At 60.2% G+C, this 23,142-nt stretch carries 19 protein-coding genes; 10 read left to right on the forward strand and 9 right to left on the reverse strand.

From position 1 onward, the window contains the following. Positions 1–34 precede the first annotated feature (34 nt). From ftsH to RT655_RS11760, 3 genes are all read left to right on the forward strand, one after another. Positions 35–1,996, forward strand: a complete 1,962-nt coding sequence (gene ftsH, locus RT655_RS11750; protein ID WP_141987709.1) for an ATP-dependent zinc metalloprotease FtsH — start codon at positions 35–37, stop codon at positions 1,994–1,996. 79 nt (positions 1,997–2,075) lie between these two features. Beyond that, positions 2,076–2,444 (forward strand): hypothetical protein, encoded by a 369-nt coding sequence (locus tag RT655_RS11755; protein ID WP_313536817.1) that lies wholly within the window; start codon positions 2,076–2,078, stop codon positions 2,442–2,444. Between the two features lie 127 nt (positions 2,445–2,571). Beyond that, positions 2,572–3,063, forward strand: coding sequence for a hypothetical protein (locus tag RT655_RS11760; protein WP_313536818.1), 492 nt, complete (start codon positions 2,572–2,574; stop codon positions 3,061–3,063). Between the two features lie 152 nt (positions 3,064–3,215). On the opposite strand, the gene RT655_RS11765 is transcribed toward RT655_RS11760, so the two are convergent. Next, entirely contained in the window at positions 3,216–3,458 is a 243-nt protein-coding gene (locus RT655_RS11765) for a hypothetical protein (protein ID WP_313536819.1), read from the reverse strand. A gap of 252 nt (positions 3,459–3,710) precedes the next feature. Here RT655_RS11765 and RT655_RS11770 point away from each other — a divergent pair, with 252 nt between their 5' ends. Then, positions 3,711–4,613, forward strand: a complete 903-nt coding sequence (locus RT655_RS11770) for a manganese catalase family protein (RefSeq protein ID WP_313536820.1) — start codon at positions 3,711–3,713, stop codon at positions 4,611–4,613. Positions 4,614–5,097: 484 nt separating this feature from the next. Here RT655_RS11770 and RT655_RS11775 read toward each other — a convergent pair whose 3' ends face one another. From RT655_RS11775 to RT655_RS11790, 4 genes are all read right to left on the reverse strand, one after another. Continuing rightward, entirely contained in the window at positions 5,098–5,892 is a 795-nt protein-coding gene (locus RT655_RS11775) for a DUF5672 family protein (protein WP_313536821.1), read from the reverse strand. Between the two features lie 12 nt (positions 5,893–5,904). Then, a complete protein-coding gene (locus RT655_RS11780; protein ID WP_313536822.1) occupies positions 5,905–7,506 on the reverse strand; it encodes a glycosyltransferase family 2 protein in 1,602 nt (533 codons plus the stop codon). Positions 7,507–7,627: 121 nt separating this feature from the next. Next, positions 7,628–8,836, reverse strand: a complete 1,209-nt coding sequence (locus RT655_RS11785; protein ID WP_313536823.1) for a hypothetical protein — start codon at positions 8,834–8,836, stop codon at positions 7,628–7,630. Further along, complete coding sequence (locus RT655_RS11790; protein ID WP_313536824.1) at positions 8,833–9,057, reverse strand: hypothetical protein; 225 nt, start codon at positions 9,055–9,057, stop codon at positions 8,833–8,835. The genes RT655_RS11785 and RT655_RS11790 overlap by 4 nt, the downstream gene beginning before the upstream one ends. A gap of 318 nt (positions 9,058–9,375) precedes the next feature. Between RT655_RS11790 and RT655_RS11795 the strand changes: the two genes are divergently transcribed. The 5 genes from RT655_RS11795 (at position 9,376) to RT655_RS11815 (ending at position 14,084) form a co-directional block, all read left to right on the forward strand. Further along, positions 9,376–10,452 carry a capsule biosynthesis protein gene (locus tag RT655_RS11795; protein WP_313536825.1) on the forward strand — a complete coding sequence of 359 codons (1,077 nt, stop codon included), beginning with the start codon at positions 9,376–9,378 and terminating at the stop codon, positions 10,450–10,452. Beyond that, positions 10,449–11,231: an ABC transporter permease gene (locus tag RT655_RS11800; protein ID WP_313536826.1), complete on the forward strand. Its 783-nt coding sequence runs from the start codon at positions 10,449–10,451 to the stop codon at positions 11,229–11,231. The genes RT655_RS11795 and RT655_RS11800 overlap by 4 nt, the downstream gene beginning before the upstream one ends. Then, complete coding sequence (locus tag RT655_RS11805; protein WP_313536957.1) at positions 11,228–11,863, forward strand: ATP-binding cassette domain-containing protein; 636 nt, start codon at positions 11,228–11,230, stop codon at positions 11,861–11,863. Before RT655_RS11800 ends, RT655_RS11805 begins: the two co-directional genes overlap by 4 nt. A 19-nt stretch (positions 11,864–11,882) precedes the next feature. Continuing rightward, positions 11,883–12,824, forward strand: coding sequence for a phytanoyl-CoA dioxygenase family protein (locus RT655_RS11810; protein ID WP_313536827.1), 942 nt, complete (start codon positions 11,883–11,885; stop codon positions 12,822–12,824). A 126-nt stretch (positions 12,825–12,950) separates the two neighbouring features. Then, positions 12,951–14,084, forward strand: coding sequence for a polysaccharide biosynthesis/export family protein (locus RT655_RS11815; protein ID WP_313536828.1), 1,134 nt, complete (start codon positions 12,951–12,953; stop codon positions 14,082–14,084). A 539-nt stretch (positions 14,085–14,623) separates the two neighbouring features. On the opposite strand, the gene RT655_RS11820 is transcribed toward RT655_RS11815, so the two are convergent. From RT655_RS11820 to RT655_RS11830, 3 genes are all read right to left on the reverse strand, one after another. Then, positions 14,624–14,812 carry a hypothetical protein gene (locus RT655_RS11820; RefSeq protein WP_313536829.1) on the reverse strand — a complete coding sequence of 63 codons (189 nt, stop codon included), beginning with the start codon at positions 14,810–14,812 and terminating at the stop codon, positions 14,624–14,626. Between the two features lie 67 nt (positions 14,813–14,879). After that, the gene (locus RT655_RS11825; protein WP_313536830.1) at positions 14,880–18,095 is read right to left on the reverse strand and encodes a glycosyltransferase; all 3,216 of its coding nucleotides are present in this window, start codon (positions 18,093–18,095) and stop codon (positions 14,880–14,882) included. Between the two features lie 295 nt (positions 18,096–18,390). Beyond that, a complete protein-coding gene (locus RT655_RS11830) occupies positions 18,391–19,299 on the reverse strand; it encodes an NAD-dependent epimerase/dehydratase family protein (RefSeq protein ID WP_313536831.1) in 909 nt (302 codons plus the stop codon). Positions 19,300–19,758: 459 nt separating this feature from the next. Here RT655_RS11830 and RT655_RS11835 point away from each other — a divergent pair, with 459 nt between their 5' ends. Next, a complete protein-coding gene (locus RT655_RS11835; RefSeq protein ID WP_313536832.1) occupies positions 19,759–20,028 on the forward strand; it encodes a hypothetical protein in 270 nt (89 codons plus the stop codon). 609 nt (positions 20,029–20,637) lie between these two features. Here RT655_RS11835 and RT655_RS11840 read toward each other — a convergent pair. After that, the gene (locus RT655_RS11840; protein ID WP_313536833.1) at positions 20,638–22,260 is read right to left on the reverse strand and encodes a hypothetical protein; all 1,623 of its coding nucleotides are present in this window, start codon (positions 22,258–22,260) and stop codon (positions 20,638–20,640) included. Positions 22,261–23,142: the final 882 nt, after the last annotated feature.

Below are 23,142 nucleotides of genomic sequence, written 5' to 3' on the forward strand. Positions count from 1 at the left end.
CCTATCTTAGGGCTTGAAAGGTACCGGGTACACGATGAGCGATAACGGCAAGCAGCAGGGTCCGGAAAACGGGGGCAACAACCCCTGGATGAAGAGCCTGCTCATCTGGGTAGGTATTCTCGCAGCCCTGGCGCTGTTCGTCACCTTGTTCGACACCCGCACCGCGCAGCCCACGGGCAACGCGATTCCCTATTCGACCTTCCTCGACAAGGTGCAGTCGGGCGACGTGAAGGACGTTAACATCGCGGTTGGCTCCGGGGTGATCACCGGATCGACGAGCGAGGGCAAGTTCCGCACGAACAACCCGGGCGATCCTAAGCTCGTCGAGACGCTGCGCGGCAAGGGCGTGGTGATCAACGCACGGCCCGAGGATAGCCCGTCGATTTGGCAGTATATCCTCGTCCAGTCGCTGCCCTTCCTGCTGTTCCTCGGCATCGCCTTCTTCGTGCTGCGCCAGATGCAGAAGAATTCGGGCTCGGGCGCGATGGGCTTCGGCAAGAGCCGCGCCCGCCTGCTGACCCAGAAGGAAGGCAAGGTCACCTTCGACGACGTCGCCGGCATCGATGAGGCGCGTGAGGAGCTGCAGGAGATCGTCGAGTTCCTCAAGGACCCGTCGAAGTTCGCACGCCTCGGCGGCAAGATCCCCAAGGGCGCGTTGCTGGTCGGCTCGCCGGGTACCGGCAAGACGCTGCTCGCCCGCGCGATCGCGGGTGAGGCGGGCGTGCCCTTCTTCACCATTTCGGGTTCGGACTTCGTCGAGATGTTCGTCGGCGTCGGCGCGAGCCGCGTGCGCGACATGTTCGAGCAGGCCAAGAAGTCGGCGCCGTGCATCGTCTTCATCGACGAAATCGACGCGGTCGGCCGTTCGCGCGGCGCAGGTCTGGGCAACCAGAATGACGAGCGCGAGCAGACGCTGAACCAGCTGCTGGTCGAAATGGACGGCTTCGAGGCGAACGAAGGCATCATCATCGTCGCCGCGACCAACCGTCCCGACGTGCTCGATCCGGCGCTGCTGCGTCCGGGCCGCTTCGACCGCCAGGTGCAGGTGCCGCGCCCCGATATCGAGGGCCGCGTGAAGATCCTGCAGGTCCATATGAAGAAGGTGCCGATCGCACCCGACGTCGACGCCCGCGTCATCGCGCGCGGCACGCCAGGCTTCTCGGGTGCCGATCTCGCCAACCTCGTCAACGAGGCGGCGCTGCTCGCGGCTCGTCGCGGCAAGCGGCTGGTGGCGGCGCAGGAATTCGACGATGCGCGCGACAAGGTGCTGATGGGCGCCGAGCGCCGCTCCATGGTGATGACCGACGACGAGAAGCGGATGACCGCCTATCACGAAGCCGGCCACGCCCTGGTGTTCGCGCACGAGCCCACCGCCGATCCGATCCACAAGGCGACGATCATCCCGCGCGGCTTCGCGCTGGGCATGGTGCAGCCGCTGCCGGAGCGCGATTCGTACAGCTATCACCGCGACAAGATGCATGCCGATATCGCCGTGGCCTTTGGCGGCCGCGTCGCCGAGGAACTGATCTTCGGCTATGACAAGGTGAGCTCGGGCGCCTCGAACGACATCATGCAGGCGACCCGTCTCGCCCGCGCGATGGTCACGAAGTGGGGCCTGTCGGACAATCTCGGCCCGCTCGACTTCTCGGAGAGCGAGGACAGCTTTACCGGCTATTCGGTGCAGCGCTCCAAGCCGATGTCGGACGAGACCGCACGGCTGATCGACGCCGAGGTGAAGGCGTTCGTCGAGAAGGGCCTCCACCGCGCGCGGCAGATCCTGGGCGACCATACTGACCAGCTTCACACCATCGCGCTGGCGCTGCTCGAGTACGAGACGCTGACCGGCGAGGAGATCAAGAAGCTGATCGCCGGCGAGACGCTGGATCGCGGCGATCCCACCGGCACGCCGGGCATGCCCGCGGTGGGTGGCACCTCGATCCCCAAGACGCGCAAGCTCAAGGATCCGTTCGGCAATCCGGCACCGCAGGGAGCCTAAAGCCGCCCCGGCATTGCCAGGTTCAGCTTCGCACCGATACAGAACGCTCCCGGGAACCCCTCCCGGGAGCGTTTTTTCTATGCGACGATTGTTTCTGGCGGCCGGTGGACTGATGTTGGTGGCGGTGCCTGCCCAGGCGATGAGCGTGGCCGAGTTTCTCGCCAAAGTGAACGCGCTCAAGGCCAAGGGCGCGATGGCGATGTTCTCGTCGGATCTCGGGGTGCTCAAGCAGGAGATCGAGGGCGCGTCGACCGCCTATCGCGGCGACCTCGCCGCCGCGGCTGCGGCGGGCAAGACGCCGAGCAGCTGCCCGCCGCCCAAGGGGCAGGCGAAGATGAGCAGCAATGATCTGATTGCGGCGTTCGAGAAGATCCCGGCGGCACAGCGGGGCATCAGCGTGAAGGCGGCGTTCACTGCGATGATGCAGCAGCGCTTCCCGTGCAAGTGATCGTGTAAACATAGGATAGTATTGGCGAAATCCTCGGAACGGCCGTTGCTTGCAGGCGGTTGGTTGGTCGCCGTCCGGCACCGCAATGCCGGGCGCATCGATCACACGAAGCGCAAGGAGCGGACCGATGGACTATCGCAAGCTGGGATTTGGACTGGGCGTTTTCTCGATCGGGCTCGGCATCGCCGAACTCGCCGCGTCGAAGCGGATCGCGCGGGGCTTGTCCGCGGAAGACCATGATGGCGTGGTGCGCGCGTTCGGCGCGCGCGAGCTGCTGGCGGGTGCGGCGCTGCTCTCGGGACCGGCGCACGGCGTCCGCGTGTGGAACCGGGTGGCCGGCGACGCGATGGACATCGCCGCGCTCGGTCTCGCCGCGCGGCGGGCACCGCAGAACAAGGCGGTTTGGGGCGCGATCGCCTTCGTCGCGGCGGCAACGGCGATCGACATCGTGACGGCGATCGGACTGGATCGCACCACGGGGAAGACTCTGCCGGTCGGGCAGGAGGCGGAAGCGGATGCCGGCAGTCCGGGGGCTGCGGCGGCGGCGCCGGTGGTAGAGGTCAAGGCCACGTCGACCGAACCGGGTGGTGCCCAGGCCCTCGTGCCAGCTGCGGGGTGACGCCTTTCCCCCTCTCGCCTGCGGGGCGGGGGCGGGGGGCGGGTGCGACGTGGTGGCTCGATCTTAGACGCCTCCGCCTGCTATCCTCGCAAACCCTGCCCTAACCCCTCCCGCAAGCGAGAGGGGGATTAGAGGCAGGGGGACGAGGTCCGCTACTCCCCCTTGGTCGTCGCGTTGGGATTCGGGCCGCCCTCATAATTGATATGGCTCTGCCCGCCATGGCCCATCAGATGGCCAGGACCTTCCTTCTCCGCCTTCTCCGGATAGGGGTTCGGATAGGCGCCGCCTGCGCTTTCCCCCTTCGCCTTGCCGTGGGTGTCGATGTCGGAAACGCCATCGGGTGCGCCCTTGCGCGCATCGCCGCCGCTCGCCTGCATCGGCTGTTTGTCGCTCATGGGTCAAGCTCCTGATTTGCTACTGCTTCCGACCAACGAAGCGATAGCTGAGCCGTTCCGCTGATCGCTTGCGTCGTTTAGCACCATTTTCCGGGCAACCTGGAATATACCGAAACGAGCACCGTAGTCGTTGCCTCAGCAGGGGCCAGTTAACGCACGTTATAGTCAAATAATCGATCACCCAGGAATTTTATGAACTATGGCGCTGGTCGCCCGCTGTCTTTCCGGATGCAACATATCAGGAGAGACTGCATGTTCATGCACAACAAACGCCTGCAATATACCGTGCGCGTGGCCGAGCCGAACCCGGTTCTCGCCTCGCTGATGCTCGAGCAGTTTGGCGGCCCCGATGGGGAACTGGCCGCGGCGATGCGCTATTTCACGCAAGGCCTGGCCGAGGACGATCCCGGCCGCAAGGACCTGCTGCTCGACATCGCCACCGAGGAACTGAGCCATCTCGAGGTGATCGGGTCGATCGTCGCGATGCTCAACAAGGGCGTGAAGGCGCATATCTCCGAAGGCGATATGGAAGAGGCCGAGCTGTACATGTCGCTGACGCAAGGCGGCAACAGCCACACCCAGGCGATCCTCTATGGCGGCGGCCCGGCGCTGACCAACTCGGCGGGCGTGCCGTGGACGGCGGCCTATGTCGACAGCCGCGGCGACCCGACCTGCGACCTGCGTTCGAACATCGCCGCCGAGAGCCGCGCCAAGATCGTCTATGAGCGGCTGATCAACCTCACCGACGATGCCGGCATCCAAGACGCGCTCAAGTTCCTGATGACGCGCGAGGTGGCGCACCAGAAATCGTTCGAAAAGGCGCTCTATGCGATCGAGGACAATTTCCCGCCGGGCAAGCTGCCGGGCGTGCCGGAATATGCGAGCATGTACGTCAACACGTCGCAGGGCGAGGGCGACATGCGCGGGCCGTGGAACGACGGACCCGAATGGGACCGGGTGGACGATCTTCAGCAGACGCTGCCCGCGGACAATGGCAACGGCATGCCGACAGTGACGCTGGGCTCGGCCGACACTGCCGCGCTGACCCAGCTGGCGGAGCGAACGAAGAGCGATCCGAGTAGCAACCCGACGACCGGCGCGGACATTGCCGCCGGGCCGGGTGCGGGGCGGACGAAGGGCGACGTGGACGCTTGATGGTTAGTCCCGGCCAGGCGGCGCCTGGCCGGTGACGTGCTCCCCATGTCTCGTCACACCCGCAAATGGCGCCAAGGTCTGCCTTGAGGGGCCCTTGGGTTTCCCATCGGGCTTGGGCGTTCGCATCCGACGTTCAGTCGGCTGCGATTGGCCACGACGGCAACATATTCAACCGGCATCAGCCAGCGAACGATGTCGGCGGACGACGCGCTTTTCGACGCCAGACTTCGATCTCCGCACGAGCGTCGCCTGGCGAGCGGAACCCGCATGCACTCGGACACGCCCTTAGCAAGCGGCCCTTCAACGATCCTGCGAAGGCAGTGCCGTGCGAGAAGATTTGCTTGGTCAGTTGAAGGCGAACGAGCGCTCCGATTGCGGTCGTCCCGGGCAACGGCATTGCCACCTGCGGGCCCGGCGCTCTCTCCCACCTCTCTTGGTCCTCGCGCGACACGGGATGCAATAGACACGCCAGAAGGCAGCGTGATCAACGTATGGGTTTGATGAGAGCATCGAACAGGCGATCAACGGTCATGCGAAACCCGCGCCACACAGGGTGGGACCCCCTTGCTACTTGTCGTATAAGGTTGAAATAATCGGTCCAGATCGTCGAGCGCTCGTCCAGGTGACGGTACCGTTGCCAGAACCCTTCGATACCTATCGCCTCAGGCATGTTCCATACGCCGTGATAGCCGAAGCTGGCGGTGATGGCGCCGGCGCGTTCGGTCGAAAAGATGTCGGCGAGCGCACGTGGCGCAAAGCGCATGCCACGCTGCTCCAGCCAGGTGCGGTTCAAGCGGCCGATCGCAATATCTTCCGGATGACGGGGGATGAACCCTTCGCTCCGGCAAGCTCGCATCAAGCGTGAACTTCGGAGCGAAAAACCGCCATTTCCCACATCATGACCGTCCGGGAACTGGGGCCAGCTAGCCCCTATATAATCATAATCCAGAAAATCCCAGCGCCACTTGTCTGCACTGATCACATGCCCGTCCCACTGGACAACAAGGCAGTGCGAGGTTTCGACATGATCAATCAAACTGTTCAACATGTAATCGGAGTATGCCAAAGACGACGTCAGCTGGCGTATTGGAACAATCTGGATCGCAGGATGTACGCTTTGTTCGACTGCGGCGTGCGTGAAGAGCTTGCAGCTCGCAAACTCGATTTGTGCAATGCATGACTCCAGTGCGCGTAGCGTCGCCGCGACATTCACCGAGGTGACGGCGCATAAAGTGACTTGCGGCAAAGACAGCCGCACAGGTTTTGGAAGAGGAACCATCAGACCGGCTGCTTATAGTTGTACGACAAACTGTTCACTGAAGCGGTTAAGCTGGGGATGGTGGAAGGGGTCGACCCATTCCTGCGTCTTCCAGCGCGACTGAAGCGACGCTATCTCGCCGGCCAAGCGTGCTGCCCCGATAGGATCGCGATCCCATCCCCGCGAAACAGATTCATGATGCACGAGGCAGGCGCGGGGCTCGTAAAAGGACTGCCAGCCCCGTTGGTTCAGGCGCATGCACAAATCTACGTCGTTGAACGCGACTTTGAATGCTGTTTCGTCGAACCCGCCTACTGCCATGAACCGGTCGCGCTGCACAACCAGGCAGGCGGCCGTAACGGCAGAAACGAACTGGGGAAGGGCGTGACGGCGGAAATAGCCTTCGGCGTCAGGACGTAGAAAGCGGTGGGCGTGTGCCGCTCCGCCGCCAACCCCGAGCACCACGCCGGCATGCTGAATGCGGCCATCTGGATAGAGCAGCTGTGCGCCCACAGCGCCAACTTCCGGACGCTGTGCCTGGACAGCAAGCTTTTTCAGCCAGCTTGGCTCTATCACTTCGATGTCGTTGTTAAGCAGACATAGGAGCTGTCCGGCAGCAACGTCTGCGGCGCGATTGTTGAGCGCGGAAAAGTTGAACGGTCCTGGATGACGTAGAACGCGATATCGCGCCGGTAGTGCGCTCAGATAATCAAGCGTGGCAGGATCATCGCTCCCGTTGTCGACCACGATCACATCGAAGTCTGGATAATCCGTCTTTTCCAGGCCCTCACAGCATGTACGAAGCAGGTCGACCCGATTGCGGGTGGGTATGATGACCGTGACTGGTGGTGTCGCCGCCATGCTGAAGTTCACGGCAGACGGAATGCGCGGCAGCGGTCGCGACCGACGGTGGTGAAGCACCCGGGTGACGTGGCTGGGCATCCCTCGAGTCAGCGCCGATGCTGTGAGTCGCGTCGGCCAACCTGGCCCGGTTGAGTCGATTAGATCCTGCCGGCAAGCCCTGACGATGCAGGCGCCTGTGATCCAATCAAAATGCCGAAAAAGTTCACTATTCCATTCCGGTTTGAAATGGGGCGTCATCCGCCGGTTTCGATGATCCACAAGGTCGTCATCACCATAGACTACGCCGCCCTCTGCAGCCGCCGCGGCAGCCCGATAGGCGTTTGCCGCTCCGTCTGCCAGGATATCACCGGCAGCCAAGGGCATCAGCCAGGGTGCGCTGTCCCAGTCGATACGTTGCGCCGCCGCTGCAAGTGTAGGCACCTCTGACGATCCGATGACGAGCGCCTCGAGCCCTTCCTGAGACACGCTGTGCAAGGTAGGCGCGATATCCTCGCCCGTCTCCTCGATCAGCACCACGATGGGTGGGGTTGTCCCCGTGGTTGCCTCTTGCTCGTCGGACTCGCCGAGAAGCCAGAGTCCGTAGGCCTGCCGTGACATGGCGAGCAGCGGAGCCAGCTGCCCCCGCGAGCGCACCCGCTTACCAAGCAGTCGCCACCACATGGCCATGATATATCTAGAGGGCGCCAGACGTGCTGCATCGAAATGCACGGAGAGCATCAGGCGTATACTTGCCTGTCGCGTTTTAACTGGTTTTTCAAGCACTGGGTGCATGCCTTGCCGATAGCTGCTTGGCTTCTCCGAACAAGCGAAAACTCCGGCCCAGCCCGCGTGTTGAGACCCATGTGCGACCGATCGCGCGCAAGCATGTTTTCGGCGCCGCCGTCAGGGCCACTCAGTAGTCAAAGGCGTGCCAGCCCGCGCCATTGCACGATACAAATGCCCGATGGATACCAGCGCCTTTGTCCACGGCTTGGTGCCATGTGGTGATCGGCTCGCGCGCATCCTTGATGAACGCTATCGTGCCCTGGGTGGACGCATTGCAGAGAGGGAGCTGGGCAAAGGTAATCGGAATGAGCTTCAGCGTCGCTGCGTTCTGCACGCTATGTCCATTGAGTTCGAGATTTGTAGCGGTAACCAAGCCCTTGTCCGACCAACCGGATCCGTCCGCGAATTTCACAGGTGCGGGGATTGTAACAGCCCCGGCCCCCTTGGGCCGGAGTTCAAGGCCCACGTCGGCCGACCGGCCGATCGCGCGTATCGTCGACGTTCCTCCTCCTGTCGCTAGGGCGATACCGTCGTCTCGTGTATTGTCGCTGATTTCGAGCGCGTGATCGAGCGCCTGAAGCTTGATTGCATGGGTCTCGCCCGTCCGATCGAAGCTGTTCATCCACAAGGGCTGCGAGGGGACGTTTGCTCCACGTCGCGCCGCCGCTCCGACCGACGCGAAGTTCTTCGCCGCGCCGTCGCCGGTAGTGAACCCATAGGTCCATTGTGCCAGTGCGCCGGGCACTTGGGAGAGCTGGATGCCATTGGCATTCCCGGGCTGGACGGCACCTTGGATGATGCCTGCCCACAAAGTGTAAACAGCCGCTTCGCTCTGCACGGTGATGTCGTGCTCGTTGCCGCATGACGATGGAAGGCCGTTGTCGTTGCACGCCGTATTGATTGGCCAGGTCTGCGCGCTGGCCACGCCAGCAATGGCTTGTGAGAACAGGCCGACGCCGTTGCACTCGTGGGGGGCGCGGCCCCATTTGCACCGATTGTAAACGTAGGCGCCGTAGGCCGCCATGTGCTGGACGGAACCGGCCCCGACATCATCCAGGTAAACTGTCGAGCGGACATTGTCGGCGAAAAGGAAATTCTTTGGAAGCGTCTTGTGGTAAACGGAGGTTGCATCCAGGCTCGAATTCCTGACGGAAAGCCCGCTCGCATCGCTATCTGGTCTGCTGTTCGGTGCGTAGATGACCTTGGGATCCGTTGTGGAGCTGCCCGGACTAGCTTCCTGGGTCGGCACGGCCGCACCGGCCTGCTTCCCCAACGCAGGCTGCGTCCAGTCGCTCACCCCCAGCAGAGCGCAAAAGGCCAAGAATGCAATCTTCACTGTGAATTCCTCAGAGTGACTCGCAGCCGAAGCACGGTGTCGGAATGCACAAATCCGAGTCCGGAGCCGCTTCCCGCATCCGCGCCGATCTGACCAAGTTTGGGAGTGGCCCAGCCCCGCATCGACCAGTCAAAATCGCTGGGGAGGGCTATGGCCTCGAAGCGCGCCGCGCGCCAGCCTCGCTTGGCGATCCGCCAAAAGGTTGCTAGAGACATGGTCATGGCGGTCCTCCCAGCATACACAGAAGTGCGCACAATCCCAGCAGATCGGCCTCTGTGGGGAAAGGGCATTCTGAGCGGAGCGGGTTCAACCACTTCGCACCGCTCTCAACGATAAATCGCTCGGTGCTAGCGCGGGGAGGTGCCGTCAGGCTCGCTCCCGCGGCCAATTTTCAGCGACGGCACCGCCGGTTCAGCGCATGTACGCTCTTAAGGTTACAGTGAGCAATGACTAGCTACCAAGTCCAGCCCCATCAGGACGCCGTCAGTTTACCTCGTAAAGACAGCATTTGGGATCGCGTGCGGCGCCACCGGTGGTTCTTGATCACTGTCGGCCTGCCTACGCTGCTGGCGATCTTGTACTATGGCCTGATAGCCTCCGACATCTACGTCTCGGAATCCCGATTTGTCATCAAATCTCCGGATCGTAAGCAGGCGCAGCTCTCGTCGCTCGCCAACCTTATCCAAACGACGGGCCTGTCCGCGGGTCAGGAGCAGACGAATGAGGTCATTGATTACCTTCGGTCACGCAATGCGCTTGTCGATCTTTCCAAGCAAGTTGACGTGCTTGCCGTCTTCACCAACCCGCAGGCGGATGGACTAAGCAAATTCCCGGGCATCTGGTCGGATCGGAGCAGCGAAAGCCTGCACCGGTATTATGGCAAGATGGTCGACATCCACATCGATCATGACACGAGCAACGCCGTTCTGCAGGTCAAGGCGTTCCAGCCACGGGATGCCTACCGCCTGAACGAAAGCCTTCTCAAGCTCAGCGAGGCGTTGGTCAACCGGCTGAACGCACGGGCCAGTTCGCGTGCGATCACCGAGGCGCAGGAACGGGTGAAAACCGCCGAAGACCGAGTCCGCGCGGCAAGGATCGAGCTGGCGGGGTATCGTAACAGTTCGCAGTTGCTCGACCCGGAACAGCAGGGCAAGGGTGTGCTGGAGATATCAAACGCCCTGATTGCCCGGCGCGCCAGTTTGCAGGCCCAGTTAGCTACGATCGTGAGGGCCGCACCGTCCAATCCTGCCTTGCCGGCTTTGCGGCAGCAGATTGCGGCTTTGACGGCCCAGATAGCGGCGCAAGAATCGCGTGCAGTCGGGGGCAGTTCGGGGATTGCCTCGAAGCTAAGTGGCTATGAAGCCCTGGAGGTGGAACAGAAGTTCGCTACCGAAATGCTGACCGCTGCGAGCGCATCGCTTGAACAGGCGCGTGCCGACGCGTTGCGGCAGAAATTCTATCTGGAGCGCATTGTCGAGCCGAACGTGCCGGACCAGGCAATGCTGCCCTCGCGCCTGAAGCAGATCCTCACTGTCCTAGGCGTATCGCTTTGCCTCTATCTCGTGGGCTGGATGTTGATCGTCGGCATTCTCGAACACGCGCCGGAAGACCGATGACCCGGCTCAATTCCGGACTGCAAAGTCAAGGCAGGATCATCAAGGCCTTGATGATCCGGGAACTGACCACCCGTTTCGGCCGGGAGAACATCGGATTCCTGTGGATCATGGTGGAGCCTATGCTCTTCGCGGGCCTGGTCGGCCTGATGTGGACCTTTCTCAAGGGGTCGGAGGAGCATGGTATTGGCATCGTCGCCTTCGTGGTGAGCGGCTACCTGCCTTTGACCTTCCTTCGGAATACCTTCAGCCGCTGCGTCAGCATCTTTGTCGCCAACAGTAGCTTGCTCTACCATCGCCAGATCAAGCTGATGGACTTCATTTTTGTTCGCGTGCTGATCGAGTTTATCGGGACCACGATGGCCTGGATATTCATGTGCTCGGTATTGGGCATTTTTGACCTTATCCCGGTTCCGTACGACATTGGGATGGCTTTGCTTGGCTGGTCTTTGTATTTCCTGTTCGTACTCTCCATGGGCTTTATCATTGCGCCTCTTTCGGAGATGTCGGAAGTTCTCGAGAAGCTGCTTCCCGTCACGGTCTACCTTGCGATTCCGCTATCCGGGACATTCAACTTGGCATCCTGGCTGACCCCTGCTGCGCGCGACTACGCACTGTGGTCGCCGCTGGTCAACGCCATGGAAATCTTGCGGTACGGCCTGTTTGGCAATGCGATCAGACCTTACTATAGCGTCACCCTGCCACTTATGGCGTCGGCTATGTGCATGATTGTGGGGCTTATGCTTTGCAGGCACGTCCGCAAAAAATTGACCGTCGAATGATTGCATGTGAAAATCTCCATAAGCGTTACAAGGGCAAAACGGTTCTGAGGGGCGTGAACTTCGCTGTTCATCCCGGCCAGCGCGTGGGACTGCTCGGGCGTAACGGCGCTGGCAAATCTACCCTGATCAAATTGGTTGGGGGTGTGGAAATGCCTTCATCCGGTCGGGTCATCCGGAATATGACGTGTTCGTGGCCGCTTGGATTTGGCGGCGGCTTTCAAGGCAGCCTCACTGGGTACGACAACGCGCGCTTCATCGCGCGCATCTACGATCGACGATACAGCGACCTGCGCGCGTTCGTGGAAGAGTTCACCGAGTTGGGAAGCCAACTGCGCATGCCGGTGAAGACCTATTCTTCGGGCATGCGTGCGCGATTGGCGTTTGCGCTTTCATTGGCCATCGAGTTCGAGTGTTATCTCATCGATGAAGTGATCATGGTTGGAGACCAGAATTTTCAACGCAAAAGTCAAATAGAATTTTTTGAGAAACGCCGCGATCGCGCCCTGATATTTGCGTCGCACAGCCCGGAATTTATCCGCGAATACTGCAATCGCGCAATTGTGCTGCATCAAGGTACCGCTTCGATGTTTGATGACGTCGAAGAAGGGTTGGCCGCATACGCTGCGTTGTGAGTAGTTGGGGAACGGATCTATGAATACGATATTTTCCGGCGTGCCGCGCATTGAGTCGCCGGTCTTCGATGCCGATGATCCAGACGCCGCTTTCAACGCGGAGGAGCGGCACGTTGCTCTTGATCTGAACACGCGAGGCTATGCCGTTATCGATTTCCCCGATCCGGAGCTGAATGACAGGATCGAGCGGATTAAGGCGGACTTGGGCCCGCACTATGGCTTGGACCTGACAAATCCCGAAACGGACAAGACCATTGGCGAGCGCCGCATACAGGATGCCTGGCGCATCAATGCCGATGTACGTGCGATAGCGTCCAATACCGCGATCATAGATATGTTGAGCAGGCTGTATGGCCGAACCGCCTTTCCGTTTCAGACGTTGAATTTCCCCGTGGGGACCGAGCAGGGCGCGCATTCGGATTCCGCGCATTTTTCCAGCTTTCCCGAACGCTTCATGTGTGGCGTCTGGCTGGCGATGGAAGACGTTGGTGCTGACGCAGGACCGCTGTTTTACTATCCTGGGTCCCATCGCTGGCCGATCGTGAACAACGGCATGCTCGGGCGACGTGGGTACGACAGCAACGCCCACTCGGCCCAGACTCCGTACGAGCCTGCCTGGCAGGCTCTTCGCGATGCGCATGGAACGCAGGCGGAGACGTTTCTTGCCCGTAAAGGGCAAGCGCTGATCTGGTGTGCAAACCTGCTGCACGGCGGTAGCAGGCAAAACAATCCCAAGCTTACGCGCTGGTCACAGGTCACGCATTACTATTTTGAAAATTGCATATATTATACTCCTGCTTTTTCCGATGAAGCGACAGGGCGTCTTGCTTTGAGGAACATCATCTCCATCAGCGACGGACAACCTAGAGACAACAAGTATCTAGAGGAACGGATCATTCCGCCGGACCAGCGGCGCCGCCGCTGGTGGCAGATAGGCAGTTTGAACAAAGGTCACAGATAATCCGCTCGTCGGCAGACTCGGCGCGGTCCCTCGGTTTGGCGGTCCATCAGTGCGTGATTGCACTCCTACGAACGATCGAGTAGGGCCCCGCTTCAGGCTAAGGAGTGGTCAGCTGATCAATATGTCATGCAGTTGAGAGCAGTTTTTTCCGCATCGCTTTTGATCTCTCTCGGCGCATGTTCGACTCTGCCGACGAGTGGCCCTACCGGGGTTCAGGTACAAAAAGCGGTGACCGCGCCTGATAATCAAATCGGCATCAGTCTTGTGGAAGTCGACTCCCCGACGGCGCTGCCGGTGCCACGATCCAGCTCCGTCATGACGCTGAAGGAGATGGCTCCGCCGCCCACGGACATGGTTGGCACGGGCGACGTGCTCTCGATCGCGATCTATGAAGCCGGTGTGTCGCTGTTCGCCAATGGCGCCAGTTCGGCGGCACAGGCGGAAGGCTTTGATCCCTCGGCGAGGGCGCAGACTTTCCCCGCTGTGCGGGTCGATGACACGGGCAGCATCACACTCCCCTATGCAGGGCGTCTGCATGTCATGGGCAAAACGGTAAACGAGATTGAATCGCAGGTACGCAACGCGCTGCGAGGGTATTCGCAGAATCCGCAAGTTCTCGTAAGCCTGCGCGAAACCGTCGGCAACTCCGTCATCGTCAGCGGCGAGGTGGCCAAGCCAGGCCGTCTCGTGCTTCAAACCAACCGCGAAGCCTTGACCGATGCGATCGCCTTGTCGGGCGGCTATCGCGGTAACGCCAAGGATCTTGTCCTGCGCGTTACCCGTCACGGTGAGACCGTCGATCTGCGGTTCAGCGACCTGATCGCCGACCCCGCGCTTGACGTACGCGCGTATCCGGGCGACCGCTTGGCTTTGGTTAGCAGCCCCTACTCATATTCCGTGATGGGTGCTTCGGGCAAAGTCGATCAGTTGTCGTTTAACAAGCCCGAAATGTCGCTTGCCGAGGCGATGGCGAGTGCCGGGGGCACGAGCGCCAGCTTTGGCGACCCAAAAGCGGTCTTCGTATTCCGCTACCAGAAGGCCTCTGACGGGACAGCTCATCCAGTGGTCTATCACTTCAACATGATGAAAACCCAATCGTATTTTCTGTCGCAGAAATTCGCGATGCGGGATCAAGATATCCTGTATTTCGGCAATGCCAGAGCGAACCAACCGACCAAGCTGGTCCAGCTCATCAGTCAGCTGTTTTCGCCCATTCTTACCGTGACGAGCGCGGTGCAAACCGTGCAGAATAGCCGTTAAGCAGACCAGGCTACATGCCGTGACATAAGGGCATGAGGCGTTGCGGAGGCCGTATCACATCGGCCAGTGCAACTGCCCGCGGGTGCGTTGGCTGCATCCATGGCGGCCTCGCCGCGGCATGCGCCCAGTGGGCGCGGAAAGGCGATGGTAAATGAAGCTGTCGACGCGGCGCAACATTGCCATGGCCTTGAGCCTCAGATCCGTCTGATCGAAACGGTCGACCAGTTCCCCTTCGGTCGCCTCGCCGGCTCGAGCCCGCGGCAAAATTCGACCACCGGCCCGTCCAGCGCCCCCTGCATTGTGCGCGAAACCAAGACGCTGCGCGGGGACTATCCCGATGCATCGGCTTCGAGTGTGCACGGCGCATGCTTGCCAAGGACACGGGGGTGGCCTCGGTTGCCCAAAGCGGGGGGCAGCCCTACCGCGCTTCAACCACCCCATAGCCCGTTGCCTTCGCCAGAAGGCGCCGGGCTTACCAGCATCGTGGCGCCGTGAGCAAACGCCCGAAGCTCCGCAGGCGGAATGTGCGGCAGCCGGCTTCAGCTGGACGGCTGCTTGCTGCCCACGCGCTCCCATGTTTCGAAGGATATGGTTTTGATATCGATCAGCGAGCGGACGTCTTGCGCTAAGGCGCTGCGGTGCGCGCTTGAGAAGAGGCAGTCTTCGTGCCCGGTATCACGCTCGCTGTGGCAAGGGATCACGATATTGCCAAGCGTCGTATAACGCATTGGCGATATCGCGCCTTATCCCATTCCTCGCTCCAGGCACTGAGTGCCTGGATTATGTCATTCCCAATCAGGCCGATGTATGGGGCGATCTGGTTTGAGCGGCTGCGGTCTTCGATAACGGCCGAACAGGAAGATGTAGGCGATCGAAGACGCGTGCGCCGAATGCTTCGTACGTAAAGCTCGCTTCGAAAACCGCACGCGCGCCATCGCCGAGTTTGCGGCGCAGATCTGCGTCAGCGATCAGCCGACTTAACGCCGCGCCGATTTCCGCCGCGTTGTTGTGCTCTAGGATTAATGCCGAGCGCTCGTTCGCAAGGTATCGAGACGTACCGGTCGCGGCGCTGCAGACCACCGCTTTGCCTAACGCAAGCGCATCCAGCGAGACGAGCGGCAGCGTGTCGTCGCGCGAGCATACAAGTACGATGTCGGCCTCGGCGAGTTTGTCACGGTACTGCTCGTAATTCAGTTCGTTACCCAACCGAACCTGCGGCGTCGCCGCTGCTAGATTTTCAACGGCCTCGCGGAATGCCGCATCGAGGGTCCGGCCGTACAACGTCAGTTCCGCCCGTTGACGGATTGTTGGATCGATACTCTGCATGCCCAGAATTGCCAAGTCCTGGCCCTTGCGCGGCTCTATCGAACCAAAAACGGCGATCCTGATCGCATCACCCACGTGGTCGTGAGTCGCGCGGCCCTTCTCGCCAGCAATGTCATCGACGCCATATTCCACGATGATCGGGGCCAGGCTGTAGCGCGCGAGCGCGTCTACCGCATGCTGGCTGCCGCACCAAATTTCCGTTGCGCTGCGCAGCGCATCCACAAAGCCGGGATAGGTGTTGGCGAAATGATGGACCAGCTCGGTCTCATGGGAATAGAGATATGTCGGCGTTGTCTTCGCCAACTCGTTGACCGCCGGCCAGCAAACGATCGTGTTGGCAATGACAAGATCAAAGCTGCGGGCGAGCACCATTGAACTCTCGTGCCCGGTAAGGATCAATTCGTCGATGATCACCGTAATGCCCTGTTCCACAAGGCGCTGGCGGTATGGTCCGTCGGTGGGCGAAGCTACGGTAACGAAATAGCCACGGCTCTTCATCAACACGGCTAGATCGTAGGCTACCTTGGGCGCGCCGCTGGTGGTAAGATCGTGCGACAGAATGAGAACGTCTCCTTCGTCGCCACTGCCGCTACCGGCGAAGACCTGGAAATCCTCGGGGGAATCGATGTAGGTCAACGCCCGCATTGCGGGCGTGAAGTAAGGATCGTGTGCTACATAGTCGCCCCAGCGCTTGAGAAGAAAGACTTCGGACTTGTCTCGCTTGAAGGCCTTCGGGACGGCCTCTTCTTCACCGATCGACACGTGGCCGATGTGCACCATTTTGGCGTAAGGCGTATATACGCAGCGGTAGCCCGCTTCTCGGACCCTGAAGCACAGATCCACGTCGGAATGCCCAATCGGGGCATGCACCGCGTCGAAACCACCAATTTCCTTGAACAACTTCGCCGTCATGGCGATGAGCGCGCCACAGATAATCGAAATGTCGCGAACGCATTGGGCGAAATTGAAGTGAACCGATGAATTGTCCGGGTAGCAATGGAACACGGTGCCGACGAGTCGACGCATGCCGGTGCCCATACCCCCGTGCTGGATCAGCCCATTCTCGTAAAGCAGCTTCGGCCCAACCGCGCCCACGCCTGGCAAGGTGAGGTACTCGAGCAGCGCTTCTATCCAATCATGCGAAATGACCCGGACGTCGTCGTTGAAGAACACGACATGCTCGCCGCGGGCGCCCGCAGCACCCGCGTTGCACTTGTCAGAAAAGTTAAATGGTTTGTCGTATTTTTCCCATATTACCCGTTCGTCTTTATAGGCGGCAGCCAATTCGTTGACGATTCGAGAGTTTGTAACGACAATAATTTCATAGTTTTCGTAAGCGGTGTCCGCGATGATTGAGTCAATCGACGCGCTGATGTTGCGTTCGTTGTCGGACGGAATGATGATCGAAACCAGTGCTTCAGCGTTGGCGTCGCGAACCACACGATTGGCCGTTGGCAACGCGACCGCCTCGCCCCCCCAGCCTCGGCGATCCACAGCATCCTGCAGAGCGGCTATGTTGCTAATCCGCGCGGTCGGCTTGCCACCGGCTGCGGCCGATGTCGCGATCATACGCCACGCATACAGATACTTCTCGACGTGAACAACGTTCACGTCGAGATCCGAGATCCTGAGCGCTAAATCATAATCCTGGGAGAAATCATATTGCGAGCGAAACCCACCAACCTTCCGGACCAAGTCCGTCTTGTATAAAGTGAAGTGGCCCGTATACATATAGTTAAGCAACATTGACGGCGACCAGTCCGGCTTTGCGAACAGATCTGAGACGCTATTGCTTTCGTCAATCTTGAATTCATCGCTATATAGCCATTCAGGCTTATCGTTCGCGAGAGCTGCCTTTACCATTTCTTCCAGCGCATCGTTTGTCAACATATCGTCGTTGTCGAGCAACGCGATATATTCCCCCGTCGCCAATGCCAGGGCGTCATTGGAAGCTGCGGAAATCCCGCCGTTCTTTGCACGCATAGTAACGGCGATACGGCTGTCCAATGCCGTTAAGTCTCCAAGCAGACGTCGGAGCTCGGCGGAGGTGGAGCAGTCATCGACGATGCACAGCTGCCAGTTGCCGTAGGTCTGGTGAAGAACCGAATCCAGCATCTGCCTGAACCAGATGACTGGGACGTTGTACACCGGCACCAAGAGCGAAATGAGCGGGCCTTCGATCCGACTTTTCGAGACAGGTGGCAGCAGCCTCGTGCTGATCTCAGCCTGGAGCGCGCGGCGCTTTTCCTCAATCGGGGGGCAGTAGGGCTCGGCCGATGCCAAGGCTGCGACGTCTGCGTGGATGCCGGGAGGGCGCTGCGCGACCCGGCTTTCATTCCGGCCAAAACGTATGAAGTGCAGCAACGGATTCATGTCCGCGCGGGTAACGTCCGGGTACCGCTCCAGATAGGCGCTAGTCGAGAAGTTGGGCCCGGGATTATGACCCTTTAGCCAGCCCGAGCGGAGGTAATGCTCTACCGCATCACCGACAACCTCCGGATAGCTGATGGCGTAGAAGCTGCGATCGAAGAGGCCGGAATCGACGACGTCGACATAGTCCTGCGCGAAGCTGCGCGCGGGTGCTGGTATCCACGTGTTCGAAGCGGCCGCGCGTATGTACGGGCGATCGTTCAGGTTCGCCTGACGCTTCACGACCGCCATCCGCTCCCCGACGATGAAAGCCATCGTGTCAAAATATTCAGCAGACGAGCGACCTTCGCGCCAGCCTCTGCGGCTAAAGTGCCGGCGGGCGTCAGTCTCTGCGATATCTGGATATCTGGCGGAATAATATGCCGCGTCTATAGGTGACATGCGCGTTGGTGCGCAGCGCATCAGCAAGCGACGGAGGGCGGTCCTGTAGGTGTTTCCAGCGGCATCAGACATAATCAAAACCCAGAAAAGTAGCTGAAAACAGCATGTGTCATAATCCCTGCAGGGTGTTTCCCTGTGCTCCCAATTGATGGACGCAGGCCGATCATCGCTATTGATGATTGAGGGTGGCCAAGATCCCGCTCTCAAGGGATGTTTGCGGACTCCAATTCAGCAGCGTCCTGGCCTTGCCGATGGCGAGCGAACTGCGGCGCACATCTACCGATCGCGCAGGTTCATGCCGAATTGCGAGGGGCACGCCGCTCAATTGCCCCACAAGCTCAGTGATGCGAAGCAGCGACGTCTCTTGTCCCGCGCCGATATTGAAAATGCCGCTTTCGCCTTGATAACCCACCGAAAGCAGCACGGCTTGCGCAACGTCGGTCAGGTAGACGAAGTCTCTTGTACTCAGGCCGTCGCCCCAAATGGTAAGCGGCTCCTTCCGCAAGGTCGCTTCGATGGCGGCTGCAATGAAGCCCAGCCTTCTGGTCCCCTGCTGCCCCGGACCATAGGGATTTGACACCCGCAGGATGACCACCCGCATGGCAGACCGCCTGGCAACTTCCATGAGCGCCTGCTCGGTTTGCACCTTGATCATGCCGTAGGCATTGATCGGAGCCGTTCGGACATCTTCGTTCGTTGGCACGATATCGGTCATGCCGTACACGGTGCCGCCCGAGGAGATAAATACGAAAGTGGGTACGTTGAGCCTGGCTGCCTGTTCAGCCAATTCGACGACCGGAAGGATTTGCGTCGTCAGCAATTGCGCAATGCTGGGAACTTGGGACGCCGGAGAAAGGCTGCCGGCCGCATAGACAATCGCTTGCCGATTCGCCACGAACGCGTCCGCTCTGTCGGTATTCAGGTCGCCGAATTGCCAGTCTATCGCATCGGAATGTTGCAAGGACGGTGCTCGGGTGACCACAGTCACGGGCAAGCCTACGTTGGAGATCGCCTTGGCAGCAGCGCCGCCAATTAAACCTCCGCCATAGACTAGAACGCCACCATAGGGATCGACCACACAAGTCTCCTGAGGCACATCGCTTTAGCGATCTGCTGAGGCGCACGTCTAAGGTGCCAGAGGTAGGGCTGCAAGCCCACAGGTGCCGCGTGGATAGTCAAGCCCGGTCGAGGGGCCAAGCTTTTTTCCCTTTCGATGCGGCTTGTATCGGCTTGCGTGCGGGTTGCGGCGTTTGTCCCCCAAGCGGTCGGCGACAAGCTGGCCATCGAACCACATATTCAGGTCCCACGCTGGCGTTGTAGGCGTTGACGCGATGGCTGAGCCGGCCCGTCGATCCGCCATGACGACATCCTGTCCAACCGATAACGCGAGCAGTGCATCGGTTGTGATCAATGCGCGTTGATATCGATGTTGATCAGAGGATATATTTTCCGTGGTAAGAAGCGTCCTGGATGTTTTGACTGGCACAACGGGTGCTTGGCAGAAAACTGGACCGATAAGCAGAAAAATGGAGTATGAATGAGCCTTATCGATGGCGCGGCTCGTGCCCTGACTTCGGCGACCGGCGGTCCGCCTTGGGAAGATTTGGATGCCAAGGCGCAGGACTTCGCAAGGGAGCGCGTACGTGCTGTGCTGAAGGCCTTGCGCGATCCTGATGTACGAATGGCACAGGCCGGGGCGGAGATAATTCGCAACGTCGGACCGGCAGAATCCTGGGAAGCGCATCTCAATGACGCGCAGAATGTCTGGGGCTTCATGGTAGATGCGCTGCTGGAGGAAGAGGTCTAGCAGCAAGCGTTGCCAGTACTGGCGAGATGTTCCTCCAGGGGCTGCCTATTCAGCGTAGCTGCTCGCGGTACAAGCAGAAGTACGTGTCGGATGGAGGCAATTTGACTAAGGTATCCCGCGGACGTCTCTTGGTCTGACCGAGTCCAGGAGGAATGACGTTCTGCTCGCTTGGCACGCGAGGATTGGCCTAAGAGTGGCGCGGATTTCGAGGGGGCATCCTCGGTGGCGGGGCCGTGCAACCCCCCGGAGCGCTCGCAAGGGTGCCGACGGGCATGAGACCGGGAGCTTGTTGTCCGGGGCTGGCAGGCAAGTACTGGCGTGTCGCAATTGCCGCCCCTTGCTTGACAACGGCGCTGGCTGGGCATTGCCGACACGCGGAGCATTTCCTCGCAGCGGGAGGATTGTTCGAACGGTCGGACTTCCCGGCTTGAAGTATGCCTACATTATGTAGGCTGAGCGCTCTCGCAACTCCTGCCTAGGTTCATGCGTGCGATCGATCGGAGATCCGGAGCTGCTGGCAGTCGTGTCTGTTAGCCCGATGAATGACGCTACGGACGGAGCTGCCGGGATGAATGAGTGATCCGAAATCGCGTCGGCGATAGACTAGCCTCAGCCGCCCTCTCGCGGGCCCTGAGCCAGCCACTTCAGACGTTTCCAGAACGAGGCGGTCTGCGCGGCTTGGCTCGCGATCTTTTGCTCTAGTCTATCGCGATCGTCTGTTGCGTCTTTAACGGCTGCAATCTTGGTCTCAAGTTCACCATTGAGATGGTTGGCCCTTGCTAGCGCGTGTTCCAGATCTTGGAGCAGCGAGGCACGTTCTTGCGCCGCTTGCGCCAGCGCAGCCTCCTTTTCCTGCTGGTCCTGCTGAAGATGGTGGCATTGCCCAACCAGCGCCTGCTTCTCGCCATCGAGGTCGCGTACGCGGGATGTTGCAATCTCCAGTTCGGCTTCGATGCGTTGCGCGTGTTCCCTGCTCGCACCAAGCTCTGCGCCCAAATTCTGAGCGTGTGCCTGATTTATCCCCAGCTCAGCTTCGAGCGCCTGCACTCTGCCGTGAGCGTCACTGAACCTTCCGGCCTCTGCTTCCACGTCCCGCGTCAGGGCGTCGATTCGCGCTCTTGCGGCATCCAGCTCAGCAGAGAGCGTGCGTTCATGCTCCTCAAATCTGCCTATGGTGTCCCTATGCCCCTCACTCTCCGCGGTGAATTGGCTCAAGCGCGTGCGCGCGATCTCCAACTCCGCTTCAAGCGCTTGCGTCTGGCGCTGTGCCTGCTCCAGATCCGACGCCAGCCGCGTCCTATCCTCGTCCAGCTGCGCAATGTGCGCGGCGGCGTCAGCATGTCGGGCAATAAGTTCCGCTTTTTCGGCGGCCAGCTCCTGCACCTGCCGTTCTAATTCTTGCCGCCCGCTCTCCGCTTCCTGCAATCTCGCGCGCAAATCACCCAGCTCGCGTCGCATGAGTTCGCCTTCACCAGGGTTGCCCCTGTTTTCAGCAGTGGAAAAGATGGGGCCGAGCGCGTGGCTCACCTGATCGAAACGCTCCCTGATCTCATCCAGTCGCGGATGGTCTTTAGGGTCTTCCTCCGTCTGAGCCCATCTATGGAATATCTCGTAGACGTCGTCGATCCAGCCGGTGAGGTCGAACCCACCATCGTTTGGTAGGCGGCGGCGCGGCGGCGCAGGGGGGGCATTCTCGCTTTTTGGAACAAGGAAGTCGTCGACTTCGCGACCGGTGCTCGGGGTTTGTCGCGGAAATACAAGGTCAAAATGCTCGGAGGTGCGGCTCACAAGGGTCCGCCACTCACCTAAAAGCTGTGCGTATGTAGTAACCAAGCGATCATGGCCCCGTGTGGCCACTTCCGCTTCGAGAACATAGCGCAGCCAGAGCAGTTTGCCCGTCCAGATATTGGTAGCGTCCCTGCGATGCAATGAACCCGCTACTTCAGCGGGCGCGCGAAGCGGCATGACGATGCACGTCTTCACACCCGCTTCTTCCAAGACGCGCAGCCAGAAAGGCGCGACCAGGCACAGACGCGGATCTTTGAGCACAAACAGTGCTTCATCCCCAAACTCTTGTCGGAGCAGCTTGCGCGCGCGCCGCGCGAACTGCGCTACCAGAGGGGAGCGATACCAGTCTGTGTTGAACGCTTGCCAGTCATCCCACGAACAGCCGGCTGAGTTGAGCAGCTCGTCGTTGAAGGCGGCGATCGCCTTGGATTCCCAATGCCCCAAGTCATTGCCTACGCCTGCCCCCATCAAGGTTTTGGGGAGACTGCAACCTTGAAGTGCTAGTACTCTCGTAAGCGCGCTTGTTCCCGAGCGATGACTGCCTAGTACCAGCAAACATGTTGCCCGCGGCTGCTTCTTTGGTAGCTCAGGAGCTGAATAGGACATTTATGATTATTCTATTCCTACGCGTCCCGCCGCAAACAAGCCACGCCGGCACGGTTCATGTTGACGGCATGCTACGAGCCCACGCTCCGCCATGTCAATCTGGTGGGCAGGGAATTGAGGCGCGATGAGAACGCGTAGGGAGGTATCCCTCATGGGCGAAACTCCTCCCGCGCCTGAGAAATATGTTTCGGGTGGAGGCGCTAGCTGCCGATTTGGTGGGGATCAGGACACGGTGTTTGCGGAACTGGAGGGTGCGATCCCGCCAGGAAGGTTAGCTGAGTACAGAAGGCGGGGGGCGAACATGAGCGCTTCCAGCGCCAAACAAGCGATCGGCCATTCCGGGTGTCCCGGAAATTTTAGTGTCGCGATCCAGTAGTTCTCGCCTTTCGTCAAGCTTTCTCGCGTTCCTTATGGGCCCGCTAGGCAGCCTCGCGCGCCGTAAGCTTTCCCATGCTCCCTTCGCTCATTTCCTCCTCACATATTTCCCACACTGCGCGGGGGAAGATGTTCGAACGGGATAACATTCGGCCAACTGAGAAGACTGCCCAGTCAGTACTTTCCCGGGAGAGACTTGGGTGGGCCCAGAGGGGCGCAGGTGGCGTGGCGGAGCGGGAGGAAGCCTAAGATTGGCCTTAAGTCATTCAATCTACAAATAAATTCATGAGGCCGCAAAAGGCGCCCCCACATTTTTCCCCACACTTTTGTGAGATTGCCAGGAAC

It is taken from the genome of Sphingomonas sp. (genome assembly GCF_032114135.1).
Classification (GTDB): domain Bacteria; phylum Pseudomonadota; class Alphaproteobacteria; order Sphingomonadales; family Sphingomonadaceae; genus Sphingomonas.